Here is a 14,516-nt window from a genome sequence, read left to right on the forward strand (position 1 = left end):
CCTTACCGCGCGCGTATTTCCCACACATTGTGGATTTTCGGGTTGCGCTGGAAATCCTTGTCCAGCAGCTTGGACGACAGGTTCTCCACAGCAAATTCTTCCTGCACGTTCTCATCCATCTTGAAGCTGCGCAGGTTGTTGGAAAACAGCAAGGTACCGCCCGGGCGCAGCAGCGCCATGCACTGGCGAATCAGTTCTGCGTGGTCGCGCTGGATATCCAGTACTCCGCGCATTTTCGCCGAGTTGGAAAAGGTGGGCGGGTCGAGAAAAATCACATCGTAGTGTCCGCGGCGGTTCTGCTGCGCGGCCTGTAGCCACTGCAGACAGTCCGCCTCGATCAGCTGGTGGCGATAAGAATCCATGCGATTCTGGCGATAATTGCGCTGCGCCCAGGCCTGATAGGTTTTGGACAAATCCACACTAGTACTTTCCGTGCAGCCACCCATCGCCGCCTGCACCGTGGCGGTGGCGGTATAGCAGAACAGGTTCAGCAACTTTTTGCCATTGGCAATCTGCCGCAGATACTGGCGCACCGGGCGGTGATCCAGGAACAGCCCGGTATCCAGGTAATCCCACAGATTTATTTCAAGCTGCGCACCGTATTCATCCACCCAGAATCCCGCGCTGGCTTCGCCGCGTTTCTGGTACTGGCTACCGCTCTCTTTGTGGCTGTGACGCCGACGCTCCTTGATGGAAACGCTGCGCGCGGGCAATTCCAGCACATGCCGGGTGGCGCGCACCAAGTCACCCAGGCGGCGGCGCGCCTTGTCTTCGGAGATACTCGCCGGCGCGCGATATTCCTGAATGTGGGCGTAAGTCTGCCCTTCCAGCGACTGATAAATATCGATTGCGGCGGAAAACTCCGGGAGGTCTGCATCGTAGAGCCGATAGCAACTGATGCCGCTCTTGTGTGCCCATTTGCCGATATTGCGCAGGTTTTTTTGCAGGCGGTTGGCCACCATCTGCGCTTCCTCGGAAAGCTGCGGACGCGGTTTTTCGCCCCCCTGCTCCCCGCCTTCGCTCTGCTGGTGAATTTCAAACAGCAGAAGCTGGCTGGGTATACTGCCGTTGAACAGTTTGTATTGCTTGTGTGAGCGCAGTGCCATCGAGTGGCACAGCTCAGGGTTGCCGGTAAAAATTGCCGCCTTCCAGCCAGCAAACTCCTGCTTCAGTTGGCGACCCAGTTCAGCGTAGGTTTCACGCAAAGCCTCCTGTTCACCGAGACGCTCACCGTAAGGTGGGTTGGTGATGACAAGTCCCGGCTGTACTTCGCGGTGGCTGGGCGCCTTGAACGCGGCAACCGGACGGCAACTGACGCGCACGTGCTTTTCCAGTCCCGCACGGGCGATATTCGACTCCGCGGCAAACAGCACCTTGGCATCGGCATCGTAACCGCGAATTTCCGGCAGAGTTCTGGCAAGCCCTTCCGCGCGTCGCTGCAGCGCCTCTTCGCGCAATGGCAGCCAGAGGTCGCTCTGGTGATTCAGCCAGCGTTCGAACGCAAATCCCTGCCGCAAAATCCCCGGCGCCACATCGGCCGCCATCAGTGCGCCTTCCACCAGAAAGGTACCGGAGCCGCACATGGGGTCCAGCAGTGCGCCACCTTCCGCGGCAATCTGCGGCCATCCCGCGCGCATCAACAGTGCCGCCGCCAGGTTTTCTTTCAGCGGTGCGGCACCGATATGAGTGCGGTAACCGCGGCGGTGCAGGCTGTCGCCGCAGAGGTCGATGGCGATTTCGAGGTTGTCCCGGTGCAGGCGCAGCATCGCCGTGAGATCCGGGTCCCGCTTGTCCACGTCCGGACGCGCACCGGTGGCTTTGCGCAGGCGGTCAACAATCGCATCCTTGGTCTTCTGCCCACCAAACTGGCTATTGCGGATCTCGCGGTTGGTACCGGAGAACTGCACCCAGAGTACGCCGGTGGGACTGATATGCTCTTCCCACGGGATTTCCACCACGGCCTGATACAGCGCATCCGCGTCAGCGACACGCGCCAGGCCCAGATTGAGCAGCACCCGATTGGCAAGGCGACTCCACAGACAAATACGATAGGCCATCGCCAGCTCACCGGAAAACCGCACCGCGGCGGGCTGCTCCCGCTCGACATCGGCACCGAGCGCACGCAACTCCTCGGCTAGCAGGTTTTCCAGGCCCTTGGGGCAGGTGGCGGTAAAAGAATACTGGGCAGTCAAAGCTTCTATCTCAATCTATCAATAACGGGCGATTCTGGCAGTGAAAACCATGGCAATCTGGCCACAATCCCACTGAATGTGCGCAAGCATACCGGAAACCGGGATGGCATTCCCCATTTACAGGCACAGCGACAAAAGCATTTGTGCTGCTAGACGGATTTCTCCTAAACCCGCATGTTTTCAGAAATATCCATTCGTTCCGGCGCAGTGATCTATCTGGTTTACTGCAACTCTTCTCGCCGGACCGCATCCACAATAAGCTGGATTGTGTACAAGGGGGAAATTTTATCGGAACAAAGATTGGAGAATTAGTCGGGAAGACTTACGCAGGAAGATCTTGATTCGCTAGAGGTACCTTATCTATGAAACGCCAAAAACGTAATCCCAACGATAGAGCATTTCACAAAGGTTACGTTGCTGCTATGGAAGGCAGAACCCACGACAGTTGCCCACACGAAAATGGATCACAACACCAAGAGTGGGTAAACGGCTGGCGCCAAGGGCGACAGGATTACTGGAATGGTTTCGGGCGTGCGGCACAGGCTCAGCGGATAGCCAACATGTAGCTGCATAACGATTTGCATAATTTCCAACACTTTCTTTAAACACGTTTGTCACGTGCCAATAAAAAATCCCGGGACGATTGAGAAATCAGTCTCCCGGGATTTTTTATTCAAGGCATCTCGTCAAAAGAGCACTTTGTAAAAAGCGCTCTTTATTCAAAGGCCTCAGCTGGAAACTACTCGCGCCTTGTGCAGCTGGGCGATAGCGGCAGCTGCCTCGCGAATCACTTCGGGCCCACGGTAAATGAACCCAGAGTAGATCTGCACCGCAGTGGCGCCCGCGCGAATCTTGTCCGCGGCGGATTCGCCATCAAAAATACCGCCCACGCCGATAATCGGGATTTCCCCGTTCAGCTCCGCGGACAGTTTCCTGATCACCTCGGTGGAGCGCTCAGTCAGCGGGCGGCCACTTAACCCGCCCTCTTCCGCGCCGTGTTCCAGATGCGCGACCGATGACTTGTCGATGGTGGTGTTGGTGGCAATGACACCGTCAATATTGTGCGCACGCAGAGTTTTTGCCACTTGGGCGATGGCCTCATCGTCCATGTCCGGGGCAATCTTCACCGCCAGCGGCACGTAGCGACCGTATTCCGACGCGAGCTTTTGCTGCTTTTCCTTCAGCGCATTGAGCAGCTGACTCAGGCTGTCTCCAAACTGCAGATCGCGCAGACCCTTGGTGTTGGGCGAGGAAACGTTCGCAGTGATGTAATCCGCATGGGAATATACCTTTTCCATGCACAGGCAGTAGTCGTCCGCTGCCTTTTCCACCGGGGTGTCAAAGTTCTTGCCGACATTAATCCCGAGTACACCGGAGTAACGACGGCGTTTCACCTGCTCCAGCAGGTAGTCCACGCCCAGGTTGTTGAACCCCATGCGGTTGATGATGGCCTCTGCCTCCGGCAGGCGGAACAGACGCGGCTGCGGATTGCCCGGCTGTGGCCGTGGCGTCACCGTCCCCACTTCCACAAAGCCGAAGCCCAGTGCACCCAGGCCATTGAACGCCTGCGCGTTCTTGTCGAGCCCCGCCGCCAGACCCACCGGGTTCGGCAGGGTCAGCCCCATCAATTCGACCGGATCATCAGGAACCGGCTTGGCAAAAAGGGACATCAAGCCCAGGCGCTCGGCGGCACCAATGGCGTCGAGGGAAAGGTAGTGAGACCGCTCCGGGTCCAGCGCAAACAAGGCCTTGCGCAGATGTTGATACATGGGCTTCCTTTTTGGGCAATCCAGATTTGAGGTAATCCAAACAATAAGCGCCCGCCACGGCATTTGGCTCCGTGGGCGGGCGCGCCTATTGTACGGACTTCCTGCGCGGATTTCCGGGGGAAATTCCCGACCGGAAATTACCGTACCATTACGCCGTCAGGGATTCCTGGTCGGCGGTGGCATTTGCCAGGTACATCAGCTCACGCAGGGCCACGGTGAACATGGCAAAGTCACCCTGCGGCGAGGACTTCAGCTCTTTCACCAGGCTCTCCCAACGCTGGATCGGCTGTGCCATGACATCCACCCAACGCGCCACCGCACTGTCGATATCCAGCCCGTCATCACTGGCCAGTCGCAGGATGTGGATCGCGAGCTTGGAGATCTGGCTGTCGAGATCATCCATGCTGGTCTCCCGTGCCTGCGACTGCCAGAAGCTCTCCGCCGGCAATTCGATGATCTGGTTGCCGAACCAGTAGAGCCCCAGCTTGTCTGCTAGTGCGAAGTAGATTTTCGCTACCTCTTCCACCGCGCGGTCACTTACCCGCGCCGACTGGGAAATACCCAAAGCGGAGAACAGGTAAGTCGGAGACGCAGCCAGCATTGCCAGGTCTTCGGGCACACCCGCGTCAACCAGCTGGTCGTGACGGCTCTGCCACTCGCGCAGGGGCTCGCCGCTCAACACTTCCGGCAGTGCGCGGATCACACGCTGCACGGAGTCCTGGAACAGATCTCGCTCCTGCGCTGGGTCCAGCTCACCGCGGCGATTGCGCACAAACCAGCGGGTAGCGCGGCGTACGCGACCGATCATGGAGTTCATCAGCTGCATCTGCAGCTCTGCCGGTACCTTGTAGTCCAGTGCTGCCACACCATCCTGGAATTCGGGCATCAGGTACACATCGCGTGCGCTGATATAAGCCGCCGCGATGGTATCGATATCTGCACCGGTTGCACCGCTGATACGGTGGTAAAAGGTAATCCCCATGCTGTTGACCAGTTCGTTGGCCACCTGGGTGGAGACGATTTCCCGACGCAGTTGGTGGTCGTACACCAGTCCCTTGTAGCGAGCAACCAGTGCCGGCGGGAAGGCGGATTCCACCGATTCCTGCACTCGTTCATTGTCGATGATGTGTGAGTGCAGCAGCTCTTCTTTGAGCTTCACCTTCACATAGGAGATCAGTACCGACAGCTCCGGGCGCGTCAGGTACAGGCCCTTGTTCTGGCGCTCGTTCAGGGTGTCGTTGTCTGGAATGAACTCCAATGCACGACGCAGGCGCCCTTCCGCCTCCAGAGAGATGATGGTGCGACGGTATTCATCGAAACGATCGCCCACCTGGTATTCCGCCACGCTCAGGGCTCGGGTCTGGTTGTAGTTGTTGTCCAACACCAGTTCCGCCACCGACTCGGTCATCTCCTCCAGCAGCTGGTTACGCTGCTTCTCGGTGAGATCCCCGTTGGCCACCACCTTGTCCAGCAGGATCTTGATGTTCACCTCGTGGTCAGAGCAGTCCACGCCACCGGCATTGTCGATAAAGTCGGTGTTACAGCGACCGCCGTTGAGGGAGAACTCAATACGCCCACGCTGGGTCACACCCAGATTGCCGCCCTCGCCAAACACCTTGCAGCGCAGCTGGTTGCCATTGACCCGCAGGTTGTCATTGGACTTGTCGCCCACCTGCGCATTGCTTTCGCCGGTGGCTTTCACATAAGTGCCAATACCGCCGTTCCAGATCAGATCCACCGGTGCTTTCAGCATCGCGCTGATCAGCTCGTTCGGGGTCAGCTGGTCTTCCTTGATATCGAAGGCCTGCTGCATTTCCGGGGTGATTTTTACCGATTTTGCACGACGCTCGAAAATGCCGCCGCCCTTGGAGATCAGGCTGCGGTTGTAATCCGCCCAGCTGGAGCGCGGCAGCTCGAACAGGCGCTTGCGCTCGATAAAGCTGCTGGTGGCATCCGGTGTCGGGTCCACAAATATATGCAGATGGTTGAATGCACCCTTCAGGCAGATATGCTCGGACAGCAGCATGCCGTTGCCGAACACGTCGCCCGCCATATCGCCGATACCGATCACGGAGAAGTCTTCGGCCTGTACATTGATACCCATTTCACGGAAATGGCGCTGCACAGATACCCAGCCACCGCGGGCGGTGATGCCCATTTTCTTGTGGTCGTAGCCGTTACTGCCGCCGGAGGCAAAGGCGTCGCCCAGCCAGAAGTCGTACTCCGCAGCGATGCCATTGGCAATATCCGAGAAGGTGGCGGTGCCCTTGTCCGCGGCAACGACCAGATAGGGATCGTCTTCATCGCGACGGATCACGCGCTCCGGCGGAATCACTTCGCCATCTTTCAGGTTGTCGGTAACGTCCAGCAGGCCGCGAATAAAGGTCTTGTAGCAGTTGATGCCGGCTTCAATAAACGCCTCGCGGCTGTTGTCCGCCGGCGGCCGGCGCACCACGAAACCACCCTTGGCTCCGCTGGGCACGATGACCGCATTCTTCACCGCCTGCGCTTTTACAAGGCCCAGCACTTCCGTGCGGAAGTCTTCCAGACGATCGGACCAGCGCAGGCCGCCACGGGCCACCTTGCCACCGCGCAGATGCACCCCCTCCACTTGCGGGGAGTACACGAAGATTTCAAATTCCGGACGCGGCTCCGGAATATTCGGAATATTGCGTGGGCTGAACTTGATGGAGATGTAATCTTTCGGCTGGTCGTGTTCGTCCAGCTGGAAGAAGTTGGTGCGCAGGGTCCCGCGAATCAGGTCCAGGTAGCGGCGGATGACCTGGTCTTCGTTCAGGTTGTCGACCGCATCCAGGCCCTCGTGGATTTTCTTGATCAGGCGCTCAACGCGCGACTGATCCTGGCGGTCCGCGGCGTTGATACGCGGGTCGAACATCGCACGGAACAGCGCCACCAGGTTACGGGTGATTTCCACATGGTTCGCAAGTGTCGCGGCGATGTAGGACTGGCTCGCACTGAATTTGGTCTGTTTCAGGTAGCGGGCATAGGCGCGCAACATGCTGACTTCGCGCCAGTTGAGGCGCGCCGCCAAGACCAGGCGGTTGAAGGAGTCACTCTCGGCCACCCCATCCCAGATCGCCGCAAACGCGTCCTGGAACAGGGAGCGGGACGCCTGCGCATCGATGCGGGTGGGCAGACCGAACTCCAGATAGAATTCGTGCATCCACACATCCTGCTGGCCGCGTGGGCGGATGGTATAAGGGAACTCGCCCATTACCCGCAGGCCCAGGTTTTCCAGCACCGGGATCACGTCAGACAGGGTCAACCCGCAACCCAGGTTGAACACCTTGAAGCGCAGGCTGCCAGGCTCCGCACCGATGGGCTGGTAGAAGCTCATGGCAACACGATTGTCACCACTCAGCTCGCGGATAAAACTCACATCCTGCACCGCAATGCGCGGTTCAAAGTCCTCGCGATAGCCGGCTGGAAACGCTTGGCCAAAAGTGCTGATCAGGCGGCTGCCCTCTTCCTCACCATGGGATTCAATCAGGGATCTTTGGAAAACGTCTTCCCAGCTGCGAGTGATATCCACGATTTGCGCCTCCAGTCGCGCTACATCAAATTCTACTGGCTCGTTGGGGTCGACCCGGAACACCAGGTGGACGCGGGCGAGAATGGATTCGGAAAAATAGGTGGTGAAATCGGAGTCCAGCGCGTGAATTGTACGGGCAATGCGACTGCTGATTTTCTCCCGCACCTCACTGTTGAACTGGTCCCGCGGCACATACACCATGGCCGAGACAAACTTGCCGAAGGGATCCTTGCGCATGAACAGCTTCAGGCGCGCACGCTCGTTCATGGCGAGCACACCGAGGGTGGTGTCAAACAGCTCGCGGGTGCTGCTCTGGAACAGTTCGTCGCGGGGGAAGGTATCCAGGATGCGCTTCAGTGCCTTGCCATCGTGGCTCGTCGGCGCAAGGCCACTCTGCTCGATAACCGATGCCAGCTTGCGGCGAATAATTGGGATTTTCGAAGGGCTTTCGGTGTACACGGGCGACGTATAGAGCCCCATGAACGCGGATTCGCCGATGACCTCGCCATTGGCGTCATAGCGCTTGATACTCACATAGTCCGAATAGGCCGCGCGGTGCACGCGAGACTTCATCGAGGACTTGGCGAACGTGAGGAAGTTTGGACCCTGGTAGAAGCGCTGCTTGCCCTCGTTGAAGGCATATTCCGGCGTGGGTTCCGCATGCTGTTGCAAACTCTTGAAAATCCCCAGGCGGCGGTTTTCCACCTCGCAGAGGATCTTCTCGTCGCCCTGCTGGCTGAATTCATATTCGCGATAGCCGAGGAAGGTAAAGTTGCCGTCGCGCATCCACTGCAGGAACGCGGCAGCCTCTTCCAGGTTGGCGTCATTAGCGGCTACCCCCGCATGCAGCTGGTCTTCCATCGCCGCGCAGGTATCCAGCATCGGTACATAGTCGTCTACCGCCAGTTCTACATCACCGAGTACCTCGCGGATCGCACGCGCCAGACCGGAGGCATGGGAGGCGGAAGTGTCCAGGTTGATTTCCAGGTAGATCAGGGCCTCGCTGGAGACCTTGGGATCGACGTCGACTTCGTCAATAGTCTTACGCCCCGGAGGCAACAGACGCTGCAGACGGCCGTCGTCGCCACGCTGCAAATGCATCACGGTACTCTTGATGGAGTGGATCACCGTATTGCGACGGTTGATTTCCATGCGTACCGAGTCCACCAGGAATGGCATGTCCCGCTGCAATACACACACCACAGTGTGTGAGCATTCCCAGCCCTGCTCCTCCAGGCGCGGGTTGAACACCCGGATCTTTGGCTCTCCGGCAGTGCGCTGCTGGATAAAGTCCCAGCAGGTGTAGATACATCCGTATACATCCGCCAGGCGTCGCCCGGCCAGATCTTCCAGAGGGTACTGATTTAGAAACTGCTCGGCAAAGGCCACCACGGGCTCCGCCTTATCCCCCAGTTTCTCGCGAATGAACCCGCCGACCTGCGCCAGCAGTTCCTCCCGGCTATCGGTAATGACCGTCGCCATATTCACGTGCTTCCTCCCATCGCCGCGATCGCCCTCGCGGACCAGAATGCTAAATTTTTTGCACTAACGTAGAACAAAACGTCAGTTTCATTGTCTACTTTGCCGCCCGTTGGTCGCCCAAACGAGCACAGCGGTTGCCTCACAGCGCATCGCCGCTAAAATCAACCGACCCGCGAATACCGTACAAGTGACTATATATAGAGGTGCTCTAATGATAGTTAGCCCCTCGTCCCGGGCAGCGTATTGAAACAGGAAATCGGCAAAAGAAGTGACGATATGGACACACGCCAGCAGATAAAAATTCTGGGTGAATGGCTGGAACAGCAGATTATTGGCCAGGCAACTTTGGTCAATCGAATTCTCATAGGATTGCTCGCCGATGGACACCTTCTGGTGGAAGGTGCGCCGGGCCTCGCCAAGACCAAAGCGATCAAAACCCTGGCGGATGCCATCGAGGGAGACTTCCACCGGGTGCAGTTCACCCCGGACCTTCTGCCCGCGGACATTACCGGCACCGACATCTATCGCCCGGAGACCGGCGAATTCCATTTCCAGCCAGGCCCCGTATTTCACAACCTTATCCTTGCAGATGAGATCAACCGCGCTCCGGCCAAGGTGCAGTCCGCACTGCTGGAAGCCATGGCCGAGCGCCAGGTGAGCGTCGGCCGCAAAACCTACGCGCTGCCCGACCTGTTCCTGGTGATGGCCACCCAGAACCCCATCGAGCAGGAAGGTACCTACCCGCTCCCGGAGGCGCAGCTCGACCGTTTTTTAATGCAGGTCAATCTCTCTTACCCGGATGCGGAATCGGAGAGAAAAATTCTGCAGCTGGCACGTGCAGAGGCCAGCCAGGGTGAAGGTCGTCCCAATAACATCGTCAGCCAGGACACCATCTTTGCCGCGCGCCAGGAAATCCTCGACCTGACCATGGTGGAAGCGGTGGAGACCTATATCGTCCAGCTGATCATCGCCACCCGCGAACCCCATCGCTACGACCCGGAACTGGCCTCCTGGCTCGACTTCGGTGCCAGCCCCCGCGCCACCATCGCGCTGGACCGCTGTGCCCGCGCCTATGCCTGGCTCGCCGGACGGGACTATGTAACCCCGGATGACGTGATGGCAATTGCCCCGGATGTTTTGCGCCACCGCCTTCTGCTGAGCTTTGAAGCGGAAGCCGCCGGCGCCAGTCCTGACCAAGTCATTCGCCGCCTGCTGCAACAGGTACCGGCGATCTAAGGCCGACGGACGTGCAAAAAGCGATCAATCACAGCGAACTGAACCTGCGCGGCGCCTATCCGGAAGTGGCGCCGCTGGTGCGCCTGCGCCATATCGCCCGCCAGCTGCGCCTGTTCAAGCCCAGGCTCAATCGCAGCGACCAGGCCGGCAACCTGCTCACCCGCTATCGCGGGCGCGGGATGAACTTCGAAGAAGTACGCTATTACCAGCCCGGCGACGACGTCCGCTCTATCGACTGGCGGGTAACCGCACGCACCGGGAAAACCCATACCAAGCTGTATCAGGAGGAGCGCGAGCGCCCTGTCGTGATCCTGCTGGACCTGCGCTCACCGATGTTTTTCGGCAGCCAGAATGCGTTTAAATCCGTGGCAGCCTGCAGCATCGCCTCGGCATTGTGCTGGGCGGGCCTGCAACACGGCGACCGGATCGGCGCCCTGCTTTTTTCCGACGCAGAGGTGGAAACCGTGCGCCCGCGCCGCAGCCACCATGCGGTGCTCGCCGCCATTCACAGCATGGTAGAGACTGCCGGCGCCCTGAAAAGCCCCATCGCCAGTGGCGGCAGCCAGCCGCTCAGCGTCCTGCTGGAAGAGGCCCGCCGCATTGCCCGCCCCGGCAGCGCCCTGTTCCTGATCAGCGACTGCCATGACCTCGACGACCACTGCGAGCAATCGCTCTACCTGCTCACCCGCCACGCGGACCTGCAGGTACTGCGCATTACCGACCCGCTGGAACAGCAGCTGCCGGAGCAGCCGTTGACCATTAGCGACGGCAAGCAGCGCACCTTTCTTGGCAAATCCAGCCGCGGACTGCGCCAGCAATTCGCCCTGGACCAGGCCCGCGTACGCGAGCAGACGGCACAGATCTGCCGGCGACTGCACCTGCCGCTGCTGGACTTCGACAATACCCAGCCGGTAGTGCCGGTACTGCTGAACCGCTACGGCGAGCGCCAGAGCACAAACGGCCGGAGGCAGGCGTGAGGGTACTGTCGCTATCGCTGAAACAGGCCGCGCCGCAGCCGCCCAATCCGATGACACCGGAGATGCAGGAGCTGCTGGCCCAGTTGCGGGATATTCACGAACCTGCCCCCATCGGCTGGTGGCCACCGGCTCCCGGGTGGTGGATTCTTGCCGCAGCCCTGATCGCGCTGACATTCGCCGGCATCATGCTGTACTCGCGCCTGCGCCAGAAGCGCCGTCGCAATCTCTACAGAGCCGAAGGCGTGCGGTTGTTACAGGCGCTGGACCTCACTGCGCCCCGCGCCATCGAGGACATCAACCTCCTGCTGAAACGGGTGGCGGTGGTAACCTTTGGTCGCCAATCGCCGGGCCCCCTTACCGGGCAGAACTGGATCCGCTTCCTCGAGTCCTCTTCAGAAGTTCCGCTTCCGGAAAATGCACGGCGCGCGCTGCTGGAAAATCTGTACAGCGGCGCCGATGGCGACCCGCAAAGCTTGGAAAGCCTGCGCGCATTCGCGATTGACTGGGTGCGCAAACACAGGTCAGAGTCAGAGTCGGAGCGCCCGGCTGCCCAACACGCCCCCGCCAAGGAGGTCGAAGTTGTTTGAGTTCGCCCTCCCCTGGCTTTTTTTATTGCTGCCGCTGCCGCTGCTCGCCCGCCGCCTGCTTCCCAAAAACGAGCCGCTGAACAGCGCACTCAAAGTGCCTTATTACCAGCAGCTACCGCGCAAGGGCGGCAGCGCAACCGGTAACCTTCTCAACCTGTTCCTGCTTTGGCTGATCTGGTCGCTGCTCGTCGCCGCGGCTGCACGACCGCAGTGGTACGGCGAACCCATCACCCAGACCAGCAGCGCCCGCGACCTGCTGATTGCCGTGGACATCTCCGGCAGCATGGAAACCCCGGACATGATCCTGAATGGCAACCCGGCCATGCGCATCACCGCGGTTAAAAATGTGGTCGGGGATTTCGTGTTGCGCCGCAAAGGCGACCGCCTGGGGCTGGTATTGTTCGGCACCCGTGCCTATCTGCAAGCACCGCTCACGTTTGACCGCGAGACCGTCGAAACGCTGCTCGGTGAAGCGCAAATCGGTTTCGCCGGACAGGGTACCGCGATCGGCGATGCCATCGGCCTGTCCGTAAAACGCCTCACCCAGCGCCCCGCGGATCAGCGCGTTTTGATCCTGCTCACCGATGGCGCCAACACCGCCGGTGAAGTCGAACCTTTGAAGGCGGCGGAACTGGCAAAACAGGCGGGCGTCAAGGTTTACACCATCGGCGTCGGCGCGGAAGAGATGGTACAGCCCGGATTACTCGGCTCCCGCTTCGGCGCCCGCAGGGTCAACCCATCACGCGACCTCGACAGTGAGACGCTGCAGGCCATCGCCGACAAGACCGGTGGCCGCTATTTCCGCGCACACAATCCCGAGGAGCTGGCAAACATTTATACAGAACTGGATCGACTAGAGCCGGTGGAGCAGGAAGCGGAAACCTACCGCCCGCTCCGCGCTCTTTATATCTGGCCACTGGCAACCGCGCTGCTGCTGGCCGCACTCTGGGCTACTGCGCCATTGATCGGCACTGCGATGTCCAACATGGGATCGCGCCGATCCACGGTGAACAATTCCGGGGTCACGGCCAACGACAACGGGAGCCTCAATCTATGAGTTTCCTGAACGACATCGGCCAGTTCCACTTCCTGCGCCCTGCACTGCTGTGGCTGATTATCCCCGCAGCCATCGCCTGCTGGGCTCTGGCGCGCACCGTGTTTGCGGCCGGTGGCCTGCAAAAACTGATCGACCCAAACCTCCTGCCCTACCTGCTGATGCGTGGCGGAGAGAAGCGCCCCTGGCTGTTTACCCTGATATTTGCCCTGCTAACCTGCGCCATCATTGCGCTCGCCGGCCCCAGCTGGCGCAAGTTGCCAACGCCGGTCTACAGCAACCAGGATGCCCTTGTCATCCTGCTGGATCTGTCCCCCTCAATGATGGCCACGGACCTTTCTCCAGATCGCCTCACCCGCGCGCGCCTGAAAGTTCTGGATATTCTCAAACAGCGCAAAGACGGGCTCACCGCCCTTGTCGCATACGCTGGCGAAGCCCACGTGGTGACGCCACTGACCGACGATACCGGGACCATCGCCAATCTGGTGCCGTCACTCTCCCCCCTGATCATGCCGGTGCCGGGCAGCAATATTGAAATGGCGGTGGAAGCCGGACTCAGGCTGATCCGGGATGGCGCCAATGGCCAGGGTCGCCTGCTCGCGGTTACCGACGGTATCGACAAGTCCGCGGTCGGCACCATCAAAGATGCGTTGAGTGCTAGCAATGTCAGCCTGTCGATTCTCGCCGTCGGCAGTGGCGACGGCAGCCCCATCCCCAAAAGCAATGGCAGCGGCTTTATTACCGACGACAGCGGTGCAATCGTCATCACTAATTTCGACCTCCGGGAACTCGCGAGGCTAGCCCACAGCACCGGCGGCGAATTCTCCCAGATCACCGTGGACGACAGCGATATTGCCCGGGTACTGCCGGAAAACAGCAGCCCGCAACAGGCGGAACTGACCGAGCGCGAGTTCGACCAGTGGCACGAAGAAGGTCCCTGGCTGGTCCTGCTGTTGCTGCCGTTAATGCTGCCACTGTTCCGCAAGGGCACTCTCGCCTGCGCCCTGCCATTGACCGTGGCGCTTCTGACATTCCCCTCACCCCGGGCGCAGGCGGCTGAGCTTGAAAATCTCTGGCAAACCCCCAACCAGCAAGGGCGCGAACTACTGGAACAGGGCGATGCCGAGGGCGCGGCAAAGCGGTTTGAGAACTCCCAGTGGCGCGGCACCGCGCAGTATCGCGCCGGCGAGTACGACGCCGCGGCCAAAAACTTTGCCCAGAGCAATGATCCGCAAGGGCTCTACAACTTGGGAAACAGTCTTACCCAGCAGGGACGCTTCGACGAGGCCATCGAGGCGTTTGACCAGGCAATTCAACAAAACCCTGAGTTTACAGACGCTGCACACAATCGTGAAATTGCCGAGCAACTGAAGAAACTACAGCAACAGCAGCAATCCCAGGGCGAGCAATCGGACCAGCAACAGCAGGGTGACCAGCAGCAGAATCAGCAGGACCAGAACCAGCAGAGCCAGGGAAGCCAAGACCAGCAGGATCCGCAACAGAACCAGCAACAGGGCGCACAGTCCCAGCAGCAAAATGCCGGGCAAAATTCCCAAGACCAGCAGGATCAGCAATCTGCCCAGCAGGACCAATCCTCCTCAGGCCAGCAAGATCAGGACGAGCAGGAACAATCGGAAAGCGAACAGCAACAGGCGCAGAACGGACA

The 14,516-nt window shown here is 59.7% G+C and carries 9 protein-coding genes; 6 read left to right on the top strand and 3 right to left on the bottom strand.

Translation table 11 applies throughout. The annotated features are described in order from the left end of the window. Positions 1-2: 2 nt before the first annotated feature. On the bottom strand, positions 3-2,192 hold the full coding sequence (gene rlmKL / locus VIL80_RS09670) for a bifunctional 23S rRNA (guanine(2069)-N(7))-methyltransferase RlmK/23S rRNA (guanine(2445)-N(2))-methyltransferase RlmL (protein WP_332035903.1): 2,190 nt from the start codon (positions 2,190-2,192) through the stop codon (positions 3-5). 362 nt (positions 2,193-2,554) lie between these two features. Between rlmKL and rmf the strand changes: the two genes are divergently transcribed. Beyond that, positions 2,555-2,758, top strand: a complete 204-nt coding sequence (gene rmf, locus VIL80_RS09675; protein ID WP_332035904.1) for a ribosome modulation factor — start codon at positions 2,555-2,557, stop codon at positions 2,756-2,758. Between the two features lie 162 nt (positions 2,759-2,920). On the opposite strand, the gene VIL80_RS09680 is transcribed toward rmf, so the two are convergent. Then, positions 2,921-3,961, bottom strand: a complete 1,041-nt coding sequence (locus VIL80_RS09680; RefSeq protein WP_332035905.1) for a quinone-dependent dihydroorotate dehydrogenase — start codon at positions 3,959-3,961, stop codon at positions 2,921-2,923. 148 nt (positions 3,962-4,109) lie between these two features. Next, a complete protein-coding gene (locus VIL80_RS09685) occupies positions 4,110-8,996 on the bottom strand; it encodes an NAD-glutamate dehydrogenase (protein ID WP_332035912.1) in 4,887 nt (1,628 codons plus the stop codon). Positions 8,997-9,272: 276 nt separating this feature from the next. Here VIL80_RS09685 and VIL80_RS09690 point away from each other — a divergent pair, with 276 nt between their 5' ends. The 5 genes from VIL80_RS09690 to VIL80_RS09710 all read left to right on the top strand — a co-directional run. Continuing rightward, entirely contained in the window at positions 9,273-10,232 is a 960-nt protein-coding gene (locus tag VIL80_RS09690) for an AAA family ATPase (protein ID WP_332035906.1), read from the top strand. 11 nt (positions 10,233-10,243) lie between these two features. Continuing rightward, positions 10,244-11,209 (top strand): DUF58 domain-containing protein, encoded by a 966-nt coding sequence (locus VIL80_RS09695; RefSeq protein WP_332035907.1) that lies wholly within the window; start codon positions 10,244-10,246, stop codon positions 11,207-11,209. Beyond that, the gene (locus VIL80_RS09700) at positions 11,206-11,796 is read left to right on the top strand and encodes a DUF4381 domain-containing protein (RefSeq protein ID WP_332035908.1); all 591 of its coding nucleotides are present in this window, start codon (positions 11,206-11,208) and stop codon (positions 11,794-11,796) included. Before VIL80_RS09695 ends, VIL80_RS09700 begins: the two co-directional genes overlap by 4 nt. Beyond that, positions 11,789-12,853 carry a vWA domain-containing protein gene (locus tag VIL80_RS09705; protein ID WP_332035909.1) on the top strand — a complete coding sequence of 355 codons (1,065 nt, stop codon included), beginning with the start codon at positions 11,789-11,791 and terminating at the stop codon, positions 12,851-12,853. Before VIL80_RS09700 ends, VIL80_RS09705 begins: the two co-directional genes overlap by 8 nt. Further along, positions 12,850-14,516 (top strand): VWA domain-containing protein (locus VIL80_RS09710; protein ID WP_332035910.1); only part of this gene is annotated, 1,667 nt, incomplete at its 3' end. The genes VIL80_RS09705 and VIL80_RS09710, both read left to right, overlap by 4 nt.

The organism is Microbulbifer sp., assembly GCF_036563125.1.
Classification (GTDB): Bacteria; Pseudomonadota; Gammaproteobacteria; order Pseudomonadales; family Cellvibrionaceae; genus Microbulbifer.